The organism is Kaistia nematophila, assembly GCF_026343855.1.
Classification (GTDB): Bacteria; Pseudomonadota; Alphaproteobacteria; order Rhizobiales; family Kaistiaceae; genus Kaistia; species Kaistia nematophila.
Map to the genome: position 1 here is coordinate 315,776 of NZ_JAPKNK010000002.1, position 22,507 is coordinate 338,282.

The following is a 22,507-nucleotide window of genomic DNA, read 5'->3' on the forward strand; positions in this document are numbered from 1 at the left end:
AAATCATGGCCGGCCCAGATTGGGCCGGCCATTCTTCTTCGTGGCACCTTCCCTCCCGAAAAGAGCCAAGTCGCGATGACCAGTCCGGCTGACGACAGCGTCGATCTCTATCTGAGCGACATCCATAACTTCTTCCAGACGCCGGAAGTCGATCCGTTCCTCGGCGAGAACATCGAGGCGTCGGGCATCGATCAGCTGATCGACACGATGAATTCCCGGCCCGACTCGCGAAAGATCCGGCGCATTGTCATCCACCTGCCGGAAGCGACGATCGAGCCGGCCCTGCAGGGACGGGTGCGGACGGCGATCACCAATTACTGCGACGCCCAGATCCGCCTCGACGTACAGAAGACCCGCGAGATCTGGCTGGAGGGACGCAGGGCGCTCAAGATCGGCCTCGTGTTCTGGGCAATCTGCCTGAGCCTGTCGCTGCTGTTCGAAGAGGTCATCTTCACCCGCCACGCGCTCGGCCGGCTGTTCGGCGAGGGCTTCATCATCGCCGGCTGGGTCGGATTGTGGCGACCAGCCGAACTGCTTCTCTATGACTGGCGCCCCTTCGCGCGTGAGAAGAAGCGCTACGAGGAAATCAAGGCGATGGAGGTCACCATCGTGCCCCGCGCCGCCGGCGCCGGCCCGACCGCACTCTGAGGAGCCCGCCACGCACTGCGGACAGCTCTCACTGGATGAGAGGACCGGCAGGCTTCGCGCGAACTGCCGAGGCAGCGCCCCGGCGGGACAAATGCCGGCCTCGCTCTATCTGGCATCCATGGCGCGTGCTTGCCGCCGCACCAGGATCAGGAGCGAATCATGAGCACATCCGATCAGGACAGGGCCTTGCTTGACGAGGACGGCATCGACCGCCGCGGCTTCCTCAGATGCATGAACTGGGCCGGAACCGGAATTCTCTGGAGCCTCGCCGGGGGCCTGCCGCTGGGGATCGGCCTCGACAGGGCGCTCGCCGCCGAGGCGCCCGCATCGCCCTTCACCTTCCTGCAGATCAGCGACAGCCATGTCGGCTTCGACAAGCCGGCCAATCCCAACGCCCTGGCGACGCTGCAGGAGGCGATCGACCGGATCAAGACGCTGCCCGTCAAGCCCGCCTTCATGATCCATACCGGCGATATCAGCCACCTCTCCAAGCCCTCGGAGTTCGACAACGCCGACAAGCTGATCGGCGAGGCCGGCATGCAGGTATTCTACGTCCCCGGCGAGCACGACCTTCTCGATGAGCAGCAGGGCAAGGCCTATCTCGACCGCTACGGCAAGGGCTCGAAGGGCGCGGGCTGGTACAGCTTCGACCAGGACGGCGTGCATTTCGTCGGCCTCGTCAACGTCGCCGGCCTCACCGCCGGCGGCCTCGGCAAGCTCGGCGCCCAACAGCTCGCCTGGCTGAAGGCCGACCTCGCCGGCCAGTCCGCCTCGACGCCGATCGTCGTCTTCGCCCACATCCCGCTGTGGAGCGTCTATCCAGAATGGGGCTGGGGAACCGACGACGGCGCGGAGGCGCTTTCCAACCTGAAGCGCTTCGGCTCGGTGACCGTGCTCAACGGGCACATTCACCAGGTGATGCAGAAGGTCGAGGGCAACGTCACCTTCCATACCGCCCGCTCGACCGCCTTTCCGCAACCGGCCCCCGGCACGGCGCCGGCGCCGGGCCCGATGAAGGTGCCGGCCGGCGATCTCCGCAAATATCTCGGCATCGCGACGGTCGATTTCGTCCGCGGCGCGCAGCCGCTCGCCATCATCGACCGTCCGCTCGCCGGCTGACGGAGAGGCCCGGGCCGTCCGACAGGGCGCTCGCACTCTCGAAAGGAGGACTTCGTCATGCGCGCATGCATAACGCCTCGTCCCATAGCGAGGAAAGAATCAGCGAGCCGCTCGCCGCAGCCGCGCCGTAGCCTGGTCGCGCTGCCGACCCTGCTGCTCTGGCTCGCGACCGCACCTGCCGCCCTCGCCGCCGGAAATGCTGCGACGGTGGAGATCCAGAACTTCACCTTCACCCCCGCCGAGCTGACGGTAAAGGCTGGCACGACCGTGACCTGGGTCAATCACGACGACGTCCCGCATCTCGTCGCCGCCACCGACAAGTCGTTCCGCTCGCCGCCGCTCGATACCGACGAGCAGTTCTCCTTCACCTTCGAGAAGTCCGGAAAGCTCGCCTATTTCTGTGCGCTTCACCCGCGCATGACGGGCACCATCGTGGTGACCAAGGGGAAATAGGGGTCCGATAGCGCGGATAGCCCTGCGCCGCGATCCGCAAGAAGCGAACACGGCCCTGTGCGGGGAATATCGATTGGAATGATAAGGAAAATGGTGGGCGGTACTGGGATTGAACCAGTGACCCTTCGCGTGTGAAGCGAATGCTCTCCCGCTGAGCTAACCGCCCTACCGCCGGAAGCTCGTTCCGGGAAGGTGGCCGGGATATAGATTGCCGCGGCGGACCAAGTCAAGCCGGACCGGTGGCTTATACCACGGGATTGTGAATTGCGCGTTTCGGGTCTATCGGTCAGATAGATCGCCCACCTTACGAAACGCCCGTTATGCCAAGCGATACAGTCCTCGGCGCGGAGACCACCTCCCGCGCGCCTGCCCCCGCCTACCGCATCACCGCCCTGATCGTCGCCAGCGCGCTGTTCATGGAACAGCTCGATGCCACAGTGCTCGCGACGGCGCTGCCGACCATGTCGAAGAGTTTCGGCGTATCGCCGCTCGACATGAGCGTGGCCTTGACCGGCTATCTACTCAGCCTCGCCGTCTTCATCCCGGCGAGCGGCTGGATCGCCGACCGCTTCGGCGCGCGAAACGTCTTTGGCGCCGCGATCGCGATTTTCATGGCCGGCTCGCTGCTCTGCGCCCAGGCGCACAACCTGCCCTTCCTTGTGTTCGCGCGCGTGCTGCAGGGGCTGGGCGGCGCGATGATGGTGCCGGTCGGCAGGCTGGTGATCCTGAAGAGCGTGCCGCGCGCCGATTTCGTCTCCGCCATGGCCTGGGTGATGGTGCCGGCGCTGATCGGCCCGGTGATCGGCCCGATGGTGGGCGGCTTCATCGTCACCTATCTCGACTGGCGCTGGATCTTCTATGTGAACCTGCCGCTCGGCGTGATCGGCATCCTGCTCGCCAGCCACTACATCGACAATGTGCGCGAGGAGATCCGACGGCCGTTCGACGTCATCGGCCTCTTCCTGTCGGGCACGTCGCTCGCCTCGCTTCTCTTCGCCTTCGAGACGGGCGGTCGCGGCGCGGCGTCGCCGCGCACGGCGCTGGTGCTGCTCGCCGTGGGCGTCGTCACCGGCGCGCTCTATATCGCCCATGCCCGCCGCCACGCCGCGCCGATCCTCGACCTGACGCTGATGCGGCTGAAGACGTTCCGCCTCTCGGTGCTCGCCGGCGGGCTGGCGCGCATCACCGCCGGCGCCATGCCCTTCCTGCTGCCGATGATGATGCAGCTCGGCTTCGGCATGTCGGCCGCGCATAGCGGCCTCGTCACTTTCGTCTCGGCCGCCGGCGCGATGGCGATGAAGGCCTCGGCCGCGCCGATCCTGCGCCGCTTCGGCTTCCGCAACACGCTGATCTGGAACAGCGTCGTCGCCAGCGCCTTCCTGGCGATCTATGCCACCTTCCGCCCGGACTGGCCGCTCGCCGCCATCTATGTCGTGCTGCTGATCGGCGGCTTCTCGCAGTCGCTGCAGTTCACCGCCTACAACACGATCGCCTATGCCGAGGTCGAGCGTGACCGCATGAGCGCGGCTACCAGCTTCTACACCACCATGCAGCAGATGATGCTGTCAGCCGGCATCTGCGTGTCGGCGGCGGTGCTCCACATGGCAGTGGCGCTGTCCGGCCGCGAAACGCCGGTGATGGCGGATTTCTCGGCCGCCTTCCTCACAGTCACCAGCATCTCGCTGCTCGCCGCCTTCGTCTGCGCCCGGCTGCCGCGCGACGCCGGCGATGACCTGACCGGTCGTGCGCCGGCCGAGGACGCAGCGCACTGAGGGCTGGAAGCTGGCCGGACCTGCGACAGATTCGGCACGAGCGGTGGATATTGCTTCCACGGGGATGCAGGCTAGAGTGGGCTGGTTTACGATCCAAAGCGCTTTGGGAAGACCTCCGTCACCCCGGCCTCCCTCCATCCGGGGCCCCAGAGCAAATACCGAAATCGCATGCGCCGGACGGCCGGCGCGCCAAGGAACCGTCTAGGGAGACCAAGGTCATGACGATCCGCGTTGTTGTCTGGGGCGAAAACGTCCACGAGCAGGAAAACGAAGTCGTCCGGAAGATCTATCCGGAAGGCATGCACACCACGATCGCCAAGGGCCTGGACGAGGACCCCGTCATCGAGGTTTCGACCGCGACGCTACAGGAGCCGGAGCACGGCCTGACCGAGAAGCGCCTGGCGGAGACCGACGTGCTGATCTGGTGGGGCCACAAGGCGCATGGCGAGGTTTCTGACGCCGTCGTCGAGCGCGTCGCCAAGCGCGTCTGGGAAGGCATGGGCCTGATCGTCTTGCATTCCGGCCACTTCTCGAAGATCTTCAAGCGCCTGATGGGCACCCCCTGCTCGCTCAAGTGGCGCGAGGCCGGCGAGCTCGAGCGCGTCTGGGTGATCAACCGCAACCACCAGATCGCTCAAGGCCTGTCCGACTATTTCGAGATCGAGCAGACCGAGATGTACGGCGAGCCCTTCACGGTTCCGGAGCCGCAGGAGACGGTCTTCGTCACCTGGTATGAAGGCGGCGAAGTGTTCCGCTCGGGCCTGACCTGGCAGCGCGGCGGCGGCAAGATCTTCTATTTCTCGCCCGGCCACGAGACCTACCCGATCTATTACAACGCCGACGTCAAGCAGGTGCTGAAGAACGCCGCCAAGTGGGCCTACAACCCCGCTCCGGCCTGGGTCGGCATCGAGAAGGCGCCGAACACCCCGGCCGACCAGGCCCCGAACGGCCCGCTCACCATCAAGGGCGAAACGCTGCACAAGCGCGGCGAAGAAGGCTTCCACTAAGCCAGAAGGCGATGGCAACGGACCGCCGGCCGTCTCCCCAAGGGACGCCGGCGCGATCGCGCAGGGTTCGCCCTTCCTGCCCCGGCCGCCATCGCCCTCTTCCTTTCGGAAGATAGTCCCTCGCCTGCCCCCTTGGGACCCGATCCCGCAAGCCAAGTCACCCAAGAGCGATCATCATGGTCAAGATTCTCATCCTCGGAACCGGCAGCATGGCCGCCAACCATGCCGTGGCCTTCAAGGCCGCGCCGGGCGCCTCCGTCGTCGCCGCCGTCGAGACCGATGCCGAGCGCCGCGCCGCCTTCGGCAAGGAACACGGCATCACCAACCTGTTCGCCGATCTCGATGCGGCGATCGCCTGGGGCGAGTTCGACGCCGCCACCAACGTGACGCCGGACGCCGTCCACTACGCCACGACGATGAAGCTGCTCGCCGCCGGCAAGCATGTGTTCTGCGAGAAGCCGCTGGCGACCGACTACCCGCACGCCCTGGAAATGGCCGAGACGGCCGAGGCCAAGGGCGTCATCAACATGGTCAATCTGACCTACCGCAACTCGCCCGCGCTGCAGAAGGCGCGCGAGCTGGTCGCGGCCGGCAAGATCGGCAAGATCCGCCATGTCGAGGCCTCCTATCTGCAGAGCTGGCTGGTCGGCAAGCAGTGGGGCGACTGGCGCACCGAGTCGCGCTGGCTCTGGCGCCTGTCGGAAGAACACGGCTCCAAGGGCGTGCTGGGCGACATCGGCGTCCACATCGTCGACTTCGCCTCGTTCGGCGCCGATAGCGACGTCACCACCGTCGAAAGCCGCCTGAAGACCTTCCACAAGGCGGATGGCGACCAGATTGGCGAATACAAGCTCGACGCCAACGACTCGGCGATCATGATGACCGAATTCGCCAATGGCGCGATCGGCACCATCACGGCCACCCGTTTCGCCACCGGCCACGCCAACGACCTGACGCTGCTCCTGTTCGGCACCGAGGGCGCGCTCGAGGTGAAGACCGACGGCAAGGCTTCGTCGCTGAAGATCTGCACCGGCGCCGACATCGACACCCAGACCTGGAAGCCGGTCGAGTGCCCGCCGGTCGTCACGACCTACGAGCGCTTCGTCAAGGCCTGCAACTCGGGCGTCAACGGCGACCCGAGCTTCCGCCGGGCCGCCGAGATCCAGCGCATCCTGGACCTCTGCTTCGACCAGGACGTCGCTCGCGGCAAGAAGATCGGCTGATCGTCCCATCCGACTGGAAACGACCGAGATCGGCCCGGCTTTGCCCGGGCCGATCGCATTTTAACGGCAATTTTCGCACCCAATGCGCCCGCTTCGGTGTTGCGGCGCCGACACGCGATCCGCAAACCCTGCGCGGCGGACTTGTAATCCGGGACGTCGCAGCTATAAAAAGCGCCTCTTCAACTCCGAGCACGGGGGATTTGCATGGCATCGCTGCATATGATCGTCGCCCCGGTAAAGCCGGTTTCGGGCTTTCCCCGCAGCTAATTCGGACGTTCCGCGGGCCTTGCCCCGGTTCCTTTCCGCGGCTCTCTGAGAACCCGCCCCTTCGATACCAAACCGTTTAGCCGCGAGCCCGCGCACCGATTGCGCGTCGCTCGCAGTCCATTTTTCTCCTTTTTCGGGACCGGATCGGCGTCTTCGACGCGTCCGGATTGCCATCATGACTCGATTCAGATTCCCCCGCTTCCGCATCCGATGGCGGGCCAACGCCTTCTCCGACGTTCTGGGCTTCACCTTTGCGCACTGGCGCAAGCAGCCGCTGCTGATCGCCGGCCTCGCCGCGACCATGCTGACGGCGACGCTCGCCGACGTGCTGCTGCCGCTCTATGCCGGCCGCCTCGTCGACGCCATTGCCAGCGGATCGACCGACCGCGACGCGGCGCTTTCGGCGGCGCTTTCCGCCTTCGGCGCACTGATGGCGCTCGGCGTCGGCATGATGGCGCTGCGCCATTGCGGCTTCCTCGCCATCATCCGGCTGACGCTGAACATGATGACGGACATCGCCGGCGACGCGTTCCACCGCGTGCAGCGCTTCTCGACCAACTGGCATGCCAACGCGTTCGCCGGATCGACCGTGCGCAAGATCACGCGCGGCATGTGGGCGCTCGATCTGCTGAACGACACGCTGCTGCTGGCGCTGCTGCCTTCGCTCGCCATGCTGGTCGGCACCACCATCCTGCTCGGTTCCTACTGGCCGGTGATGGGCCTCATCATCGCCGCCGGCTCGCTGCTCTACATCGGCATGACGGTGTCGCTATCGCTGTTCTACGTGGCGCCAGCGGCGAGCCTCGCCAACCAGTGGGACACCAAGCTCGGCGGCGCGCTCGCCGACGCGGTTTCCTGCAACGCGGTCGTCAAGGCGTTCGGCGCCGAGGACCGCGAGGATGCGCGCCTGTCGCGCGTCGTCGCCAAGTGGCGCTCGCGCACGTCGCGCACCTGGATCCGCGGCACCAACAACGGCACCGCGCAGGGCATCCTGCTGGTGCTGCTGCGCGGCGCGATCATCGGCACCGTGCTGCTGCTCTGGTGGCATGGCCAGGCGACGCCGGGCGACGTCACCTTCGTGCTGACGGCCTTCTTCCTGCTGCAGGGCTATCTGCGCGATGTCGGCGTGCATATCCGCAACCTGCAGCGCTCGGTCAACGACATGGAGGAACTGGTCGCCCTGCACGCGCAGCCGCTCGGCATCGAGGACAAGCCGGACGCCCGGCCGATGGTTGTCGGAGCCGGCGAGATCCGCTTCGAGGACGTCACCTTCCACTATGCCGGCCATGAAACGCCGCTCTACAAGGACTTCGACGTCACGATTCAAGCAGGCGAGAAGATCGGCCTGGTCGGCCATTCCGGCTCGGGCAAGACGACCTTCGTCAAGCTGATCCAGCGTCTCTACGACGTCACCGACGGCCGCATCGTGATCGACGGGCAGGATATCGCCCATGTCACGCAGTCCTCGCTGCGCGGCGAGATCGCGATCGTCCAGCAGGAGCCGATCCTGTTCCATCGCTCGCTGGCAGACAACATCGCCTATGCCCGGCCCGAAGCCTCGATGGCCGAAATCATCGCGGCGGCGAAGCTCGCCAATGCGCATGACTTCATCGAACGCCTGCCGCAGGGCTACGCCACGCTGGTCGGTGAGCGCGGCGTCAAGCTCTCGGGCGGCGAACGCCAGCGCGTGGCGCTTGCCCGCGCCTTCCTGGCCGACGCGCCGATCCTGATCCTCGACGAGGCGACGTCGAGCCTCGATTCGGAATCGGAGGCGCTGATCCAGGAGGCGATGGAACGGCTGATGGAAGGCCGCACGGCGATCATCATCGCCCATCGACTCTCCACGGTGCGCTCGCTCGACCGGCTGCTCGTCTTCGACCGCGGCACGATCGCGGAAGAAGGCACACATGAGGAACTCGTACGCCTCGACAACGGCATCTATCGCAAGCTGTTCGAACGGCAGGCGATGGACCTCGCGCGAGGCCTCGCGGCCTGACGAAGCGGATGGGCCGGCAGCATGCCGGCCCATCCCGGCTCTAGGGGGTATCGACCGGCCGGGCGGCAGCCTGCTCCGGCCGCGTGACGATCCAGAGCGCGCAAGCCAGCATACCGGCAGCGACCAGCAGGCCAAGCCACCAGGACGGCTGCGCGCCCCACCAGAAGCCGGCATAGCCGAGCGCGATGCCGCCGCAGGCCAGCCACTTCGCCTTGCGCGGGATTGCGCCATTCTCGCGCCAGGCGCGCAGGACGGGGCCGAACTTCGGATGGTTCAGCATCCAGGCCTCGAGCCGCGGCGACGATTTGCCGAAGCTCCATGCGGCCAGGATGAGGAAGACGGTCGTCGGCATGACGGGCAGCAGCGCGCCAATGATGCCAAGCGCCACGAAGAAGAAGCCGAGCACGATATAGGCCGCCCGTCGGCCGGCATGCAGCACCGAACGGGGGCGCGCTCCTCGTTCCGGCGCCGAGTTGGGATTGTCCTGGTTCAATTCAGCTTTGCCCGGTGGCCTGCCCGCGCATTCGCGCCGGCGCTTTCCCGGCGAATGGCATGCGTCGGCCTGTCAGGCAAGATAGCCGGCGACGTTTGCACGCCCCAAGCGCCATCCTTGCAACGGAGGTGGGGCCGCAGCCCGCGCGTCCCTATCCGGCGATAGCGGCTCCCGGCAGGGGGCGGCTCACCAGCTCCGCCGCAGCACGGTTGGCCTTGTCGAGCGCTACCGCCAGAAGATCGTCGCCGGCAAGGCTCGCCGCCAGCATGCCGATGAACGCATCGCCGGCGCCATGCGTGCTGACCAGCTTGACCTTGATCGCCGCGATGGCGATTTCCTCGCCCGAAGCCGTGACGCAGGCGACGCCTTCCCCGCCGGCGGTCACGATGGCGGCCGGATAGCTTCGCGAAAGGATCCTCGCCGCAGCCAGCGCACCTTGGAGGCTCTCGACGACCGGCACACCGGCGAGCAGTTCCGCCTCGATCGCGTTGACGACGATGATGTCGACGGCCGCCGCGAGCGCCGGTGACGGTATGCGTCCGGGCGCGGCGTTCAGGATCACCCGGGCGCCCGCCCGCTTCGCCGCCTGGGCGGCGGCGACATTGGCGGCATCTGGCACCTCGTTCTGCAGCACGAGGACGGCTGCTGCGGCAAAGGCATCCTGCGCCGCCGCAACGTCCCGCTCCGACAGCATCAGGTTGGAGCCGGAAACGATCACCGCGCCATAGTCGCCCTCGCCGTCAAAAATAGCGACGCTCATGCCGCTCGATCCGCCAGAGATGACACGGACGAAGCGACGATCCACGCCCTGATCGTCAAGGTTCTGCAGTAGCGTCCGGCCGAAATCGTCGGCGGCGACGGCGCCGACCATGACGCAGCGCGCGCCCGCCTCCACCACCGCGACGGCCTGGTTTCCGCCCTTGCCGCCGCATTTCGGCTGCCAGGACTGGCCGGCGATCGTCTCGCCCTTGCGCGGGCGCGCCGGGCCGCGGACGATGATGTCATAGTGCAGGCTGCCGAAGACGACGACCGCGGGCGCACTCTGGTTCATGGAGTTCGGTCTTTCCGATTGGCGGCGACGGCCGACATGGTCTTTTCGAGATTCCGCTCGGCCCGCTGGTAATCCCGCTGCGCGACGGCGACGAAGACGGCGTCGAGGATGTTGAGCTGCGCAATGCGGGCGGCGGCGTTCTCACCCATCAACGGCGAGCCGAGCGCGGTAGAGCACAGCACGATTTCGGCCTGGCGGGCGAGCGGCGAGCGGTCGTAGTTGGTGATGGCGAGCGTGCGGGCGCCGTTCCGCCGCGCCAGTTGCAGCGCCTCGATCACCGCGGCCGTGTTGCCGGAATGCGAGAAGCCAATCGCGATGTCGCGCTCGCCGAGCAGCGCCGCCGACATCAGCATCATGTGCGCGTCGTCATGGACGCTGGCGCGCAGGCCGATGCGGAGGAACTTGTGGGCGACGTCGCGCGCGATCTGCGCCGACCCGCCGACGCCATAGAAATCCCTCTGGCGGGCGCCGTAGATCGCTTCGACGGCGCGATCGAACGCGTCGAGATCGAGGATCGCCAGCGTCTCCTCCAGTGCACGGATCGAGGTGCGGAACACCTTCTGGACGATCTCGCGCGACGTATCTTCCGGCGACACTTCCTGGTGCATGGCGGCGGCCGGCAGGCGGTTATATTGCGAGAGCGCCGAACGGAGGCCGCGATAGCCGTCGAAGCCAAGCTTCTTGGCAATCTTGACCACCATGGCCTCGGAAACGCCGGTCGAGTCGGCGATCGCCTTCAGCGCCGTATCCGGCCCGAAATCGCGCATGGCGAGGACGGATTCCACGACATGCGCCTCGCGGGGCGTCAGCGACGGCAACATCATGCGGATGCGCGGGCCAACAGAATTCGGGTTTGCGTCGTCGAGGGTCATCCGCGTTCTTTCTGAGCCCGCCACAAGACGTCGCGATCAGTTCGCCGGCGCCAGCATCGCCTCCTGCACGATGGCGTTCGACGCGACGGCGTCCTGGCGATCGATCGCCTCGCCGAGGCGGTTGTCGCGTTCCAGCCGGTCGACGACCTCCAGCATGCGGCGCACGGTGCGGATGTTCACCTCGCATTCGCGCACCGGGTCCAGCCCGGTCATGTCAGGGAACGTGTCGAAATAGATCGCGCCATCATAGCCGTCGCGCCGGATCTGGCGCAGCAGTTCGATCGTCTGCACCGAATGGACCGCGCCCACCATCAGCCCGTCATCGCGCTTGGCATAGCCGTCATTCAGATGCACGCCGAGCAGGCGGCTGTGGCGGGCAATCAGCGCCGCCGCGAAAGCGGGCTGCTCGTCGGCATAGAGCACATGCGCGAAATCGAGCGTCACGCCCAGATTGGGCGCTCCGGCCTCCCGGATCGCCAGCAGCGTCGTCGCGCAATCCGGCATCAGGCTGTAGGCGCGCGGCTCGTTCGGCTTGTATTCGATGCTGATGAGACAGTCCGGATCATGCGCGCAAACTTCACGAATTCCATAGATTTCGTGATCCCAGAGCCGGTCATAGTCGGCCTGGAACGCATAGTCGAAACCGTCCTGGCCCAGCCAGATGGTCATAAGGTTCGATCCGGCCGCGCGCGCCGCGTCGATGCCTCGCCTGGTGAGATCGATTGCCTCACGGCGCACTGCGGCATCCGGATTGGTGAATGCGCCCAGCTTGAACGCCGGATTGGTGTAGTAGCGCATGGCGAAGCCATTGATCGCCAGCCCCATATCGCCAAGCTTGCTCGCCAGTTCACGCGGATCCTCGCCGACATGATCGGGATAGTTCAGGTCGAGATCCGTGAGCCCGTCCACCCGGGCCGCCCTTGCCGCCATCTGCAGCACGCTCGGCTTCCCCTTCTGGTCCGGCCATTCTGCTTCGGCGCGCGAGGCAAAGGAGTTCAGGCGAGTGGCGAAGCGCAAGCTGTTCACGGCGAAACCCTGCATGACGAGGCGAGGGAAGAAAGTTCACATATTATTCGTGATTTGTAAAGTTTCGGCTCGAGCGTGAGGCGGTTGGACAGGGCGCCGGTGCACCGCGATCATGCCGCTGCCTGCAATCAGGGCTGGTCTGCCGGCGCTCGGCCGCTATCATCCCGGCCTCCACCACGACGGCACCCCTGCCCCTTACCCCACGAGGCACCGATGACCCGACTGACCGCCAAGGACTTCCATCCCGAGCTGCTGGAGCTCTACGATTTCTACGCGCATGGGAGGATCACCAAGCGGGAATTCCTCGACAGGGCCGCGAAATTCGCGATCGGCAGCGTCACCGCCGCCTCGATCCTGGCCACGATGAGCCCCAACTACGCCTTGGCCGAGCAGGTCTCGTTCACCGATCCCGACATCGTCGCGGAATACATCACCTACCCCTCGCCCAACGGTCATGGCGAGGTGCGCGGCTACCTCGTCCGGCCGGCCAAGGCCGAGGGCAAGCTGCCGGCGGTCGTCGTCGTGCACGAGAATCGCGGCCTCAACCCCTATATCGAGGATGTGGCGCGCCGCGTCGCCAAGGCCGGCTTCATCGCGCTCGCACCGGACGGCCTCACCTCGAAGGGCGGCTATCCCGGCAATGACGAGAAAGGTCGCGAACTGCAGCAGCAGGTCGACCCCGAGAAGCTGATGAACGACTTCTTCGCGGCGATCGAATTCCTGATGAAGGACGAACGCACCACCGGCAAGGTCGGCATCACCGGCTTCTGCTATGGCGGCGGCGTCGCCAATGCCGCCGCGGTCGCCTATCCCGAGCTTGGCGCCGCCGTGCCGTTCTATGGCCGCCAGGCGAAGGCCGAGGACGTGCCTCGCATCAAAGCGCCGATCCTGCTCCACTATGGCGAGCTGGATACACGGGTGAACGAAGGCTGGCCGGCCTATGAGGCGGCGTTGAAGGCCAACGGCAAGACCTACGAGGCCTATATCTACCCCGGCGCCAATCACGGCTTCCACAACGACTCGACACCGCGCTACGACGAAGCCGCCGCCGACCTCGCCTGGCGGCGGACGATCGACTGGTTCAAGAAGTACCTGGCCTGACGATCCGGCAGTCTCGCGCCGGCGAATGCCGGACGCGGCACGACGCCCCACACGGCGCCGTGCCTTCTTCGTTGCTGACGTCCGCGCAGGCCTCCTAGACGGCGACGCCCTGCACCGCCGCGGCCAGCGGCTCGAGCGCCGCCATCTCGGCCGCGCTCAGGCGGATCGACGCGGCGGCGAGGTTCTGTTCGAGCCGGCTGCGCTTGCGCGTTCCCGGGATCGGCACCGTCCTTGCCTCAAGACTGTCGGCACGGGTGTAGAGCCAGGCCAGCGCCAGTTGCGCCGCCGTCACGCCCCTTGCTGCCGCGATCCGCTCGATCTTCATGACCAATTGCATGTTCGCGTCCCGGTTCTCGCCGGCGAAGCGCGGGAAGGACTGCCGCGCGTCGCCTGCCGTCAGGACGCTCGCAAAGGCCTGCCCGGTCAGCATGCCGCGGCCAAGCGGCGAATAGGGCACGACCGTCACGCCCAGTTCGGCCGCGGCGGGCACCACGCCCGCCTCGATGCCGCGCGTGAAGATCGACCATTCCGACTGCAGCGCCGCGATCGGATGGATCGAGGCGGCCTCGCGCAACTCGGCCTCGGAAACGGAGCAGAGGCCGAGCCAGCGCACCTTGCCGGCCGCGACGAGATCGGCCATCGCGCCGATCGAGTCCGCCAGCGGCACGGCCTCGTTCCGGCGATGCATGTAGTAGAGATCGATGACCTCGACGCCGAGGCGCTTCAGCGAGCGCTCTACGGCCGCGCGGATGTATTCGGGCCGGTTGTCGAGGCTCCAGTCGTCCGGATTTTCGGGCGTGCGGCTGTAGCCGAACTTGGTGGCGATCAGCGCCTCGCCGCGATGGGCGCGGAAGAAGGGCGCGAGGAACTCCTCATTGGCGCCCACGCCATACATGTCGGCGGTATCGAACAGCGTCACGCCCCGTTCGAGTGCCCGCTCCAGCGTCGCGCGGGACTCGACCTCGTCGGTCGCGCCATAGAACTCGCTCATGCCCATGCAGCCGAGCCCCTGGGTTCCGATCCACGGACCCTTCGGGCCGAGTTGCACCTGGGGCAGCGTTTCGATCTTGCTTGTCATCGCGGACTCCATTTTCTGACAAGCCAGACCTATAAGTATGGACCATACTCCATGGTCAAGGGTCCAAGATGCTGATCTCGGAATTTGCGCGCGCCTGCGGGCTGCCGCTCGACACCATCCGCTTCTACATCTCCAAGGGGCTGCTGAAACCCGAGCGGAGCCTCAAGGGCGGCTCGAACCCCTATCAGATCTTTCGCGAGGAGGACGTCACCGCCGCCCGGATGATCCGTCTGCAGCAGACGCTCGGCTATTCGCTCGGCGAGATCCAGGCGCTGAACGACGAGTACCGCGCGGGCGAAGGCTCGTCCGAACGGACGATCGAGATCCTCGAATCGCAGATCCAGCGACTGGAGACCCGCAAGGCCGCGATGGACACGGCGCTTTCCTTCCTGCGGGGCAAGGTCGAATGGGTGAAGGCGGGCAAGCCCGCCGACGCCCCGCGCCTCGAAGACTACCAGTGCTGACCCGAGCGCAGTTCCGCCAGCCCCTCCTCCCGCGACATGACCAGCGCATAGCCGAGTTCCCGCCGCGCCTTGCCGATATCCAGCGTGATCTCGACCGCCGATGTGGCATAGGCCTGCAGCGTCAGCGGCGGCTTGATCCTGCCGCCGGATAGGGCGGCTGCGACATCGCCGAGCGAGGCGACGACGCGCAGCAGGCGGCGGGGAACCGTCTTGCCGGTCGGCACGATTCCCTGCGTTTCGAGCAAGCGCGACACGAACGCGCGAAATGCGACCGGCTCGCCGTCGGAGACGAAATAGACTTCGCCGGCCCGCCCCTTGCGCAGGGCGAGTTCGACAGCGACGGAAAGATTGGCGATGTGGGTGGTCGAGGTAAGATAGCCGCCACCGTCGATCCACGCGAACTTGCCCGAACGGGCCGCGGCGCAGAGCTGCGGCAGCGCCGTCGTGTCGTCGCGGCCCCAGACCAGGCGCGGGCGCAGCACGACCACCTCGAAGCCGGGACCGCCGGCAGCGAGCGCCATGCGTTCTGCCGCCGCCTTGCTGCGCGAATAATTGCCGGCGGGCCTGCGCGGCAATGGCGCGGTCTCGTCGACATGCACAAGCGGCCGCCCGTCGGCAAGGACGGATTCGGTGCTGATCAGGATTCCTCGGCGAAGGCCGGCGGCGCGCGCGGCCTCGAACACGACCCGTGTCCCCTCCTGGTTGACGCGGGTCTGCTCGCCGCTGCCCGGACCATGATCGGTATCGGCGGCAGCGTGGATGAGAACGTCGCACCCGGCCATCCCGGCGGCGATGTCCGGGTTCAGCAGATCGCCAAGCCACGGCTTGGCGCCGAGGGCGCGGACGCGCTCGGCCGATCCGGCGCTGCGAACCAGCGCGACGACCTCGACATCGCGCCGGGAAAAATAACGAATGAGATTGCGCCCGACATAGCCGCTTCCACCGGTCAGGAAGATCCGCCGAAGCAGGGCGAGTTTCTCCGTTGCCCCGTCGAGCGGGGCAGCCGTCAGCATGGTCATGATGTCAAACCTTGAAAGAATGGGTCTCAGAGAGACGTGTCGGGGAGATCGGCCTCTTCCGGCACGGCGGTGACGAGCCAGTTGATTTCCCGGAGGATCCGGTCGCGCTCGTCGCGGGCGAAGTGGTGGAAGTCCAGATATTCGAGGAATTTGAGCCCCTCGAGGGCCAGATAGGCTAGCAGCGCGCCCCGCTCGGACGGGGACGTCTGCCGGATCCTGGCGATGGTTTCGGCCTGGTTGGCCCGCATCTTCGAGCGCAGCGCATCGTCGAGCGTCAGGGCAGCGCTCAGATTGAGCGCCACGGCCCGGAACGCCTCGGGCGGCGGTTCCGCTGCGGCGGCGATGCGTCCCCGGATCGCCGGGCCAGGCCCCTCCGGAAGGCCCGCCTCTATGCCCGCATGATGCTCGTTGTCGCGCTCGAAGGCACGATCGACAACAGCCTCGATCAGGGCCTGCTTGGATTTGTAGTCATAGATCACGCTGGCCTTGCTGATCCCTGCCTCGGCCGCGACGGCGTCCAGCGTGAGGTTCACGGCGCCGCTGCGCCCTACCACCCGCTCGGCGGCGTCGAGAATAGCCTGCTGATCGATCACGCGCTTCCGGGCCATCTGTTTCGTCCAATTAATTACCGACTGGATGGTTATTAATTGGACAAGGCGCCGGTGTCAATTCTCCGCCAATGCTATTGCCGGCTCCCGAGAACCGGCAAAGGCCCGACGGCAGCCGTTCCGGTGGAACGGAGCCCGGATCGTGCGCATTCTCGTTCTAGTTCCAAAGTTGAGACGACAACGGAGAGCGAAGCGGTCACCACCCGCATGACCCGGCAGCGGGGCGCCTCAGTCCGGAGCAATCGGAAAAATCGACATCGAGCGAACGCCCCATGTCGAAATCGCGTGTCTACATTCGTCGTTTGAGCAGCCCGGCGCGATCGGGTCGACATCGAAAGGACAAGCAATGGCTATTGCGAAGAACACGATCTGCGTCTGGTACGACAAGGACGCCGAGGAAGCCGCCCGCTTTTACGCCAAGACCTTTCCAGACAGCGCGGTCCATGCCGTGCACAGGGCGCCCAGCGACTATCCCTCCGGCAAGGCGGGCGACGTGCTGACCGTCGATTTCACCGTCGCCGGCATTCCCTGCATGGGCCTGAACGGCGGCGACATGTTCAAGCACAGCGAGGCCTTCTCGTTCCAGATCGCGACCGACGATCAGGCAGAGACCGATCGCTACTGGAACGCCATCGTAGGCAATGGCGGCCAGGAAAGCGCCTGCGGCTGGTGCAAGGATAAGTGGGGCATCTCCTGGCAGATCACGCCGCGCGCGCTGACCGATGCGATGGCGGCTGGTGGCGCCGAGGCGAAGCGCGCCTTCGAGGCGATGATGGAAATGGGCAAGATCGACATCGCCAGGATCGAGGCGGCCCGCCGGGGCTGAGTCGACGTCCCGTCCGCCCCGGACAGGGCGCCGAAGTGAGGCGCACAACCCATGCAGCCGCCACTCCGGCCGAATTCGCGCGGGATGCGGCGGGAGGGTGACATCGAAACACAATCTCCGCGTGTTATGGCTCGACCACCGATTCCCTTGACGCGAGAGGCTTTTTCGAAGTGGACATCCCCCGGATCTTCAACATCAGCGAAAGCGCCCATCGCATCCACAACCCGTTCACGCCCGACAAGCTCGCGACGCTCGGGGCGGCGCTGCGCCCCGAACCAGAGACGCGCATCCTCGACCTCGGCAGCGGATCAGGCGAGATGCTCTGCACCTGGGCCCGCGACTACGGGGTCTGCGGCACGGGTATCGACATGAGCCCGCTGTTCACCGAGCAGGCCAGACAGCGGGCTGACGAACTCGGAGTCGCGGATCGGGTCGCGTTCATCCACGGCGATGCCGCCGGCTACGTCTCCGAAGGCGAGGTCGATATCGCCGCCTGCCTCGGCGCCACATGGATCGGCGGTGGTGTCGCCGGCACCACCGCTCTCCTCGCGAAGAGCCTCCGTCCGGGAGGGCTGATCCTCATCGGCGAACCGTACTGGCTGCGCCTGCCGCCGACCGAAGACATCGCCAGGGGATGCCTCGCCGGTTCGATTTCCGATTTTCTCCTGCTGCCGGAACGGCTCGCGTCATTCCGCGAGCTCGGCTTCGACGTGGTGGAAATGGTTCTGGCGAACCAGGACAGCTGGGACCGATATGAAGCGGCGAAATGGCTGACGATGCGCCGTTGGCTCGACGCGAACCCCCACGACGAGTTCGCTGCCGTCGTCCGGGGCCAACTCACTACGGAACCGGAACGTTACGCCACCTTCACACGCGAATATCTCGGCTGGGGCGTATTTGCCCTTATGAGGCACTAGGTCTCTAGAGCGCTTTCGAGTGATGTGGATACCGGTTCGCGTGAAGGAAACGTGACAAAGCAAAAGGCTAGATCGTTTCGGCGTTTCCGTGAAACGCTGAAATGATCTTGGTTTTGGCCCCTCCTGACGGGCGCTTTTCCTGCCGCGGCCATGGGGGCTTGTCGCCGCTCGCCTTTCGGCGTAGACGCGTTGCGTCGCGAAAAGCGACCGCTTCCCTTGATCCGCCCGATGGCGGAGCAAACAGGTGGACGAATGAACGTCCAGGCGGTCAAGCACACGCCGACCATGCTGTCTGCCGCATGGTCCGGCCAGCGTCTCCCAGACCCGTAACGCCTGATCGTCAGGCCTCATCGCAAGCCATCGGCGCCGCGCGCGGCGCAGCCGGCCTGCGCGCAACGGAACGCGCCATGACCCGTCCCCTGCTCGTCATCTTCACCGCCATCGTCCTCGATGCCGTCGGCATCGGCCTCATCTTCCCGATCCTGCCTTCGCTGCTCCAGGAGGTCACGCACGCCGACAATGTCGCGCCGCTGATCGGCATCATGACCGCGCTCTACGCGGTGATGCAGTTCGTGTTCGCGCCCGTGCTCGGCTCGCTGAGCGACCGGCTCGGCCGGCGGCCCGTGCTGCTGATCTCGCTAGCCGGCGCCGCCATCAACTACCTGTTCCTCGCCTTCGCGCCCAATCTCTGGATGCTGCTGCTCGGGCGCGCCATCGCTGGCCTCACCAGCGCCAACATCTCGGTCGCCACCGCCTACATCACCGACATCACGCCCGAGGACCAGCGTGCCCGCCGTTTCGGCCTGTTCAATGCCATGTTCGGCATCGGCTTCATCGTCGGGCCGGTCCTTGGCGGCGCGCTGGGCGACAGCTGGGTGCGCCTTCCCTTCCTCGCCGCCGCCGCGCTCAACGCCTGCAACCTCCTGCTCGCCTTTCTCGTCCTGCCGGAGTCGCGCCCGCCAACCCGCGATAAAATCGACCTCGCCACCCTCAATCCGTTTGCGCCGCTGCGCTGGGTGTTCTCGGTGAAGAGCCTGCTGCCGATCATCCTCGTCTTCTTCATCTTCAGCGCCACCGGCGAGGCCTATGGCACCTGCTGGGCACTCTGGGGCAAGGATGCGTTCCAATGGAACGGACTCTGGATCGGCCTGTCACTCGGCGCCTTCGGCATCTGCCAGAGCCTCGTGCAGGCCCTCCTGCCGGGTCCGGCTGTGAAGCTTCTCGGCGAGCGCGGGGCGGTGCTGGCCGGCATAGCCGGCGTCTCGATCGCGCTCGTCGTCATCTCGTTTGCCAACGAGGGCTGGATCGTGTTCGCGATCATGCCGCTCTTCGCGCTCGGCGGCATCGGCGCGCCGGCGCTGCAATCGATGGCGACGCGTCAGGTCGACAAGGACCGGCAGGGCCAGTTCCAGGGCGTGCTGATGTCCGCGGTCAGCCTCGCCTCGATCGTCGCGCCGCTCGGATTCTCGACCGTCTACCTGCTGGTGCGGGCGCAATGGCCCGGCGCGGTCTGGCTGTCGGTCGTCGCCGTCTACGCCGTCGCCGTGCCGCTCGTCCTCGGCTTGCGCACGACGAAACCGGGTTTCGGGGCTGCTTCGGCCGACTGAGCCCGCGCAGGGCCCTTGCAAGAGGGCTCCGAGCGGAGAATAGTCGGGCAGGATCGCCATACAGCACCGGAATTGGTCGTGTCGTTCATCACACAACCGGTTGTCGCGCTATTCCTATGCCTTGCTCTCGGCTACCTGATCGGAAAGATCCGGCTCGGACCCATCCAGATCGGCGGCGTCTGCGGGACGCTGTTCGTCGCCCTGGCGCTGGGACAACTGGGCGTCACCATCTCACCGGACCTGAAGAACACAGCCTTCGCGCTCTTCATCTTTGCGCTCGGCTTCACCGCCGGTCCGCAGTTCTTCAATAGCCTTCGCGGCGGCTGGCGATACGGCATCCTCTCCTTCGTCGAGGTCGGGACCGTCATCGTTCTGCTTGCCGCCGCTATTCTCCTGTTCGGCCTCGACCACGGCACGGCATCGGGACTCTTCGCCGGCTCGGCGACGGAATCGGCCGTGCTCGGCACCGCCTCGGATGCGATCGCCCGCCTCGCCCTGCCGGCGGCGGAAGTCGAACGCCTTCAGGCCAACATGGCCACGGCCTATAGCGTCACCTACCTGTTCGGCCTCGTCGCCATCGTCGTATTCACCACCCAGATCGGCCCACTATTGCTCCGGATCGACCTGCGCCAGGCCTCGGCCGAACTGGCCCGGGAGCTCGGCGCCGAGGATGACGACGCCGAGGACAACGGGACGCTGGAGATCGTCTCGCGCGCCTTCCGCGCCGGAGCGATCGCGGGCGGTACGGTCGGCGACTTCGAGAACAGCATCAACGGTGTCGTCACCATCACCCAGGTCGGCCGGGAGGGCGATTTCACCAAGGCGACGGTCGATCGGGCGCTGAAGCCCGACAATGTCGTCGTGATCGTCGGACGCCGGCGCGCCGTCATCGCCATTCGGGAGCGGCTGGGCGAGGAGGTCGCGCTGCCGGCACAGGACAACGCCCCGATGATCGAGCGCGAGGTTGTGCTGACCCGCCGCGAACTGATCGGGCTGCGCATCCGCGACCTCCGCCGGCTGGCCAGCGCCGAACAGCGCCGCGGCGTATTCATCCCGAACATCCGCAGGCTGGGCCAGTCCGTGCCCGCCCTGCCCGGCACCGAGTTGCAGCAGGGCGATATCCTGACGCTCTACGGCACCGACGAGGCCATCCAGCGCGCCGCGCCCGAGCTTGGCCACCTCTTGCCGGCGCGCTCGGTGACAGATTTCGTCACGCTCGGGCTCGGCATCGTCGCCGGCCTTCTGCTCGGCGAATTGAGCCTTCGCCTCGGCCCGCTCAACCTGACGCTCGGCACGGGCGGCGGCGCGCTCGTCGCGGGCCTCGTCCTCGGCTGGCTCCACATGCACCGGCCGCAATATGGCGCCATCCCGGCCGACACCGCCCAGTTCATGAAGGATTTCGGCCTCGCGACCTTCATCGCCGCTGTTGGCCTTTCCGTCGGGCCGGATGCCTTCGCTCTGCTGAGGGAATATGGCGTGGTGCTGCCGGTGCTGGCGATCCTCGTCTCGGCCCTGCCGGCGCTGATCTCGCTCTATATCGGCCACTACCTGCTGCGGATCGAGGGGCCGATCCTGCTCGGTGCCATCGCCGGCCAGCATTGCAGCACGCCCTCGATCAGCGCGCTGGTGTCGCTGGCGGGCAATTCGACGCCGGTGATCGGCTATACCGTGACCTACGCGATCTCCAACGTCCTGCTGCCGCTGATGGGCCCGGTCGTCGTCGGCATGGTCGGGATGCTGCGCTGAGGCCGCCGCCGACGCGTCAGCGGCGCTTGTTGCCCTTCGGGCCCCGGAGCACCGGCGTCTTGGCGCGGTTCTCGTCCTGCAGCTTGCGCCAGCGGTCGAGACGGTCGGGGTCGAGATCGCCGGCCTGAATCGCCGCCTGCACGGCGCAGCCCGGTTCATGCTCATGCGTGCAGTCGCGAAAGCGGCAGTTCGGAGCCAATTCGGTGATCTCGGCGAAGAGCTGGTCGATTCCCTCCGCCGCGTCGCTCACATGCAGCGTCCGCATCCCCGGCGTATCGATCACCCAGCCGCCGCCGGCGATCCGGTGCAGCGAGCGCGAGGTGGTGGTGTGGCGCCCCTTGGCGTCGCTCTCGCGGATGCCTCCCGTCAGCTGCGGCGCATCCTGGTCGGGACCCGCCAGCGTGTTGAGCAGCGTCGACTTGCCGACGCCGGACGAGCCGATCAGCGCCACCGTCTGCCCTGCCCCGCACCAGCGCGCCAGCGTTGCCGCGGCCTCGGCGCTGCGGCCATCCAGCGTGACGCATTCGAGCCCGCGCTGCAGGCTCGCCACCTGGCTCGCATAGGCCTCGGCGTCCTCGGCCTTGTCGGCCTTGGTGAGCAGGATCACCGGATGCGTGCTGGCCTGGTTGGCGAGCGCCAGGTAGCGCTCCAGCCGCGCGACGTTGAAATCGGCATTGCAGGAGGTGACGATGAACAGCGTGTCGACATTGGCGGCCGTCAGCTGCGGAGTCGTCCCGCCCTCGACCCGCCGCTGCAGCAGGGTCCGCCGCTCGAGCCGACGATGGAGGAGGTCGGACCCGGGCTCGACCAGCACCCAGTCGCCCACCGCATATTCGCCGGTGTTGGTGTGCGGCGGCAGGACGAGACGGACAGGACCGTCGACGGAGATGGCGCTCATCCGCGCCCGGTGGACCGTCGCGATCCGCATCGGGACCAGACCGGCGTCGTCCGCTTCGATCTGCCCGGCGAAGAAATCCGACCAGCCCATGCCGGCGAGCGCGACCGGTTCGAACGCGGTCCCGCTCAAGATCCGGCCAAGCGGTAGGAGATCGCGATCATGGAAGCATCCCGGATAACAGAGGGGTAACGCCAGGCTAACGGAAATCGCGCTCGCGGCACGATATTTCGGCGCGACGCGGGATCTATAGAGCCCCGCCGCCGCCCGAGGCAAGCGGATCGACCAGTGCCTCGCCGACCCCAGTCCTCTCCCGGCG

21 protein-coding genes and 1 tRNA gene are annotated in these 22,507 nt (G+C 66.6%); 13 read left to right on the forward strand and 9 right to left on the reverse strand.

Going from position 1 to position 22,507, the window contains the following annotated elements:
* Positions 1-75 precede the first annotated feature (75 nt).
* The 3 genes from OSH07_RS05770 to OSH07_RS05780 all read left to right on the forward strand — a co-directional run bounded on the left by OSH07_RS05770 (position 76) and on the right by OSH07_RS05780 (position 2,220).
* Positions 76-648 carry a hypothetical protein gene (locus tag OSH07_RS05770; protein ID WP_266337663.1) on the forward strand — a complete coding sequence of 191 codons (573 nt, stop codon included), beginning with the start codon at positions 76-78 and terminating at the stop codon, positions 646-648.
* 159 nt (positions 649-807) lie between these two features.
* On the forward strand, positions 808-1,767 hold the full coding sequence (locus tag OSH07_RS05775; RefSeq protein WP_266337664.1) for a metallophosphoesterase family protein: 960 nt from the start codon (positions 808-810) through the stop codon (positions 1,765-1,767).
* A 57-nt stretch (positions 1,768-1,824) separates the two neighbouring features.
* Positions 1,825-2,220 (forward strand): cupredoxin domain-containing protein, encoded by a 396-nt coding sequence (locus OSH07_RS05780; RefSeq protein ID WP_266337665.1) that lies wholly within the window; start codon positions 1,825-1,827, stop codon positions 2,218-2,220.
* A gap of 91 nt (positions 2,221-2,311) precedes the next feature.
* Here the strand turns inward: OSH07_RS05780 and OSH07_RS05785 are convergent.
* Positions 2,312-2,386: transfer RNA gene (locus OSH07_RS05785), tRNA-Val, on the reverse strand.
* Between the two features lie 154 nt (positions 2,387-2,540).
* Between OSH07_RS05785 and OSH07_RS05790 the strand changes: the two genes are divergently transcribed.
* The 4 genes from OSH07_RS05790 to OSH07_RS05805 all read left to right on the forward strand — a co-directional run bounded on the left by OSH07_RS05790 (position 2,541) and on the right by OSH07_RS05805 (position 8,485).
* Positions 2,541-3,992 carry a DHA2 family efflux MFS transporter permease subunit gene (locus OSH07_RS05790; protein ID WP_266337666.1) on the forward strand — a complete coding sequence of 484 codons (1,452 nt, stop codon included), beginning with the start codon at positions 2,541-2,543 and terminating at the stop codon, positions 3,990-3,992.
* A 218-nt stretch (positions 3,993-4,210) separates the two neighbouring features.
* A complete protein-coding gene (locus tag OSH07_RS05795; protein ID WP_266337667.1) occupies positions 4,211-4,999 on the forward strand; it encodes a ThuA domain-containing protein in 789 nt (262 codons plus the stop codon).
* A gap of 176 nt (positions 5,000-5,175) precedes the next feature.
* Positions 5,176-6,222, forward strand: coding sequence for a Gfo/Idh/MocA family protein (locus tag OSH07_RS05800; protein ID WP_266337668.1), 1,047 nt, complete (start codon positions 5,176-5,178; stop codon positions 6,220-6,222).
* Positions 6,223-6,664: 442 nt separating this feature from the next.
* On the forward strand, positions 6,665-8,485 hold the full coding sequence (locus tag OSH07_RS05805) for an ABC transporter ATP-binding protein (RefSeq protein WP_266337669.1): 1,821 nt from the start codon (positions 6,665-6,667) through the stop codon (positions 8,483-8,485).
* A gap of 40 nt (positions 8,486-8,525) precedes the next feature.
* On the opposite strand, the gene OSH07_RS05810 is transcribed toward OSH07_RS05805, so the two are convergent.
* The 4 genes from OSH07_RS05810 to OSH07_RS05825 all read right to left on the reverse strand — a co-directional run bounded on the left by OSH07_RS05810 (position 8,526) and on the right by OSH07_RS05825 (position 11,918).
* A complete protein-coding gene (locus tag OSH07_RS05810; protein WP_420909601.1) occupies positions 8,526-8,978 on the reverse strand; it encodes a YbaN family protein in 453 nt (150 codons plus the stop codon).
* Between the two features lie 151 nt (positions 8,979-9,129).
* Positions 9,130-10,029 carry a ribokinase gene (locus OSH07_RS05815; RefSeq protein WP_266337670.1) on the reverse strand — a complete coding sequence of 300 codons (900 nt, stop codon included), beginning with the start codon at positions 10,027-10,029 and terminating at the stop codon, positions 9,130-9,132.
* A complete protein-coding gene (locus OSH07_RS05820) occupies positions 10,026-10,901 on the reverse strand; it encodes a MurR/RpiR family transcriptional regulator (RefSeq protein ID WP_266337671.1) in 876 nt (291 codons plus the stop codon). Before OSH07_RS05820 ends, OSH07_RS05815 begins: the two co-directional genes overlap by 4 nt.
* Positions 10,902-10,937: 36 nt before the next feature.
* Positions 10,938-11,918, reverse strand: coding sequence for a TIM barrel protein (locus OSH07_RS05825; protein ID WP_266338180.1), 981 nt, complete (start codon positions 11,916-11,918; stop codon positions 10,938-10,940).
* A 222-nt stretch (positions 11,919-12,140) separates the two neighbouring features.
* Between OSH07_RS05825 and yghX the strand changes: the two genes are divergently transcribed.
* Positions 12,141-13,028, forward strand: a complete 888-nt coding sequence (yghX, locus tag OSH07_RS05830) for a YghX family hydrolase (RefSeq protein WP_266337672.1) — start codon at positions 12,141-12,143, stop codon at positions 13,026-13,028.
* Between the two features lie 94 nt (positions 13,029-13,122).
* On the opposite strand, the gene OSH07_RS05835 is transcribed toward yghX, so the two are convergent.
* Positions 13,123-14,106, reverse strand: coding sequence for an aldo/keto reductase (locus tag OSH07_RS05835; protein ID WP_266337673.1), 984 nt, complete (start codon positions 14,104-14,106; stop codon positions 13,123-13,125).
* A gap of 68 nt (positions 14,107-14,174) precedes the next feature.
* Here OSH07_RS05835 and OSH07_RS05840 point away from each other — a divergent pair, with 68 nt between their 5' ends.
* Entirely contained in the window at positions 14,175-14,570 is a 396-nt protein-coding gene (locus OSH07_RS05840) for a MerR family transcriptional regulator (RefSeq protein WP_266337674.1), read from the forward strand.
* On the opposite strand, the gene OSH07_RS05845 is transcribed toward OSH07_RS05840, so the two are convergent.
* Together OSH07_RS05845 and OSH07_RS05850 are read right to left on the reverse strand one after the other, a co-directional pair.
* On the reverse strand, positions 14,558-15,589 hold the full coding sequence (locus tag OSH07_RS05845; RefSeq protein ID WP_266337675.1) for an NAD-dependent epimerase/dehydratase family protein: 1,032 nt from the start codon (positions 15,587-15,589) through the stop codon (positions 14,558-14,560). The genes OSH07_RS05840 and OSH07_RS05845 overlap by 13 nt on opposite strands.
* 26 nt (positions 15,590-15,615) lie before the next feature.
* A complete protein-coding gene (locus tag OSH07_RS05850) occupies positions 15,616-16,197 on the reverse strand; it encodes a TetR/AcrR family transcriptional regulator (protein WP_266337676.1) in 582 nt (193 codons plus the stop codon).
* Positions 16,198-16,543: 346 nt separating this feature from the next.
* Between OSH07_RS05850 and OSH07_RS05855 the strand changes: the two genes are divergently transcribed.
* From OSH07_RS05855 to aspT, 4 genes are all read left to right on the forward strand, one after another.
* Positions 16,544-17,023: a VOC family protein gene (locus OSH07_RS05855; RefSeq protein ID WP_266337677.1), complete on the forward strand. Its 480-nt coding sequence runs from the start codon at positions 16,544-16,546 to the stop codon at positions 17,021-17,023.
* Between the two features lie 170 nt (positions 17,024-17,193).
* Entirely contained in the window at positions 17,194-17,940 is a 747-nt protein-coding gene (locus OSH07_RS05860) for an SAM-dependent methyltransferase (RefSeq protein ID WP_266337678.1), read from the forward strand.
* A 407-nt stretch (positions 17,941-18,347) separates the two neighbouring features.
* Positions 18,348-19,547: a TCR/Tet family MFS transporter gene (locus OSH07_RS05865; protein WP_266337679.1), complete on the forward strand. Its 1,200-nt coding sequence runs from the start codon at positions 18,348-18,350 to the stop codon at positions 19,545-19,547.
* Between the two features lie 78 nt (positions 19,548-19,625).
* A complete protein-coding gene (gene aspT, locus OSH07_RS05870; protein WP_266337680.1) occupies positions 19,626-21,293 on the forward strand; it encodes an aspartate-alanine antiporter in 1,668 nt (555 codons plus the stop codon).
* A 16-nt stretch (positions 21,294-21,309) separates the two neighbouring features.
* Here the strand turns inward: aspT and rsgA are convergent, their stop codons facing one another.
* On the reverse strand, positions 21,310-22,281 hold the full coding sequence (gene rsgA, locus OSH07_RS05875; RefSeq protein ID WP_266338181.1) for a ribosome small subunit-dependent GTPase A: 972 nt from the start codon (positions 22,279-22,281) through the stop codon (positions 21,310-21,312).
* Between the last annotated feature and the right edge of the window lie 226 nt (positions 22,282-22,507).

Excerpts from the sequence above, each read along its gene's own strand:
- OSH07_RS05780 (WP_266337665.1), top strand. The coding sequence starts at position 1,825 with ATGCGCGCATGCATAACGCCTCGTCCCATAGCGAGGAAAGAATCAGCG.
- OSH07_RS05790 (WP_266337666.1), top strand. The coding sequence starts at position 2,541 with ATGCCAAGCGATACAGTCCTCGGCGCGGAGACCACCTCCCGCGCGCCT.
- OSH07_RS05855 (WP_266337677.1), top strand. The coding sequence starts at position 16,544 with ATGGCTATTGCGAAGAACACGATCTGCGTCTGGTACGACAAGGACGCC.
- OSH07_RS05850 (WP_266337676.1), bottom strand. The coding sequence starts at position 16,197 with ATGGCCCGGAAGCGCGTGATCGATCAGCAGGCTATTCTCGACGCCGCC.
- OSH07_RS05840 (WP_266337674.1), top strand. The coding sequence starts at position 14,175 with ATGCTGATCTCGGAATTTGCGCGCGCCTGCGGGCTGCCGCTCGACACC.
- OSH07_RS05865 (WP_266337679.1), top strand. The coding sequence starts at position 18,348 with ATGACCCGTCCCCTGCTCGTCATCTTCACCGCCATCGTCCTCGATGCC.
- rsgA (WP_266338181.1), bottom strand. The coding sequence starts at position 22,281 with ATGGGCTGGTCGGATTTCTTCGCCGGGCAGATCGAAGCGGACGACGCC.
- OSH07_RS05770 (WP_266337663.1), top strand. The coding sequence starts at position 76 with ATGACCAGTCCGGCTGACGACAGCGTCGATCTCTATCTGAGCGACATC.
- OSH07_RS05835 (WP_266337673.1), bottom strand. The coding sequence starts at position 14,106 with ATGACAAGCAAGATCGAAACGCTGCCCCAGGTGCAACTCGGCCCGAAG.
- OSH07_RS05775 (WP_266337664.1), top strand. The coding sequence starts at position 808 with ATGAGCACATCCGATCAGGACAGGGCCTTGCTTGACGAGGACGGCATC.
- yghX (WP_266337672.1), top strand. The coding sequence starts at position 12,141 with ATGACCCGACTGACCGCCAAGGACTTCCATCCCGAGCTGCTGGAGCTC.
- OSH07_RS05820 (WP_266337671.1), bottom strand. The coding sequence starts at position 10,901 with ATGACCCTCGACGACGCAAACCCGAATTCTGTTGGCCCGCGCATCCGC.
- OSH07_RS05845 (WP_266337675.1), bottom strand. The coding sequence starts at position 15,589 with ATGACCATGCTGACGGCTGCCCCGCTCGACGGGGCAACGGAGAAACTC.
- OSH07_RS05795 (WP_266337667.1), top strand. The coding sequence starts at position 4,211 with ATGACGATCCGCGTTGTTGTCTGGGGCGAAAACGTCCACGAGCAGGAA.
- OSH07_RS05805 (WP_266337669.1), top strand. The coding sequence starts at position 6,665 with ATGACTCGATTCAGATTCCCCCGCTTCCGCATCCGATGGCGGGCCAAC.
- OSH07_RS05800 (WP_266337668.1), top strand. The coding sequence starts at position 5,176 with ATGGTCAAGATTCTCATCCTCGGAACCGGCAGCATGGCCGCCAACCAT.
- OSH07_RS05815 (WP_266337670.1), bottom strand. The coding sequence starts at position 10,029 with ATGAACCAGAGTGCGCCCGCGGTCGTCGTCTTCGGCAGCCTGCACTAT.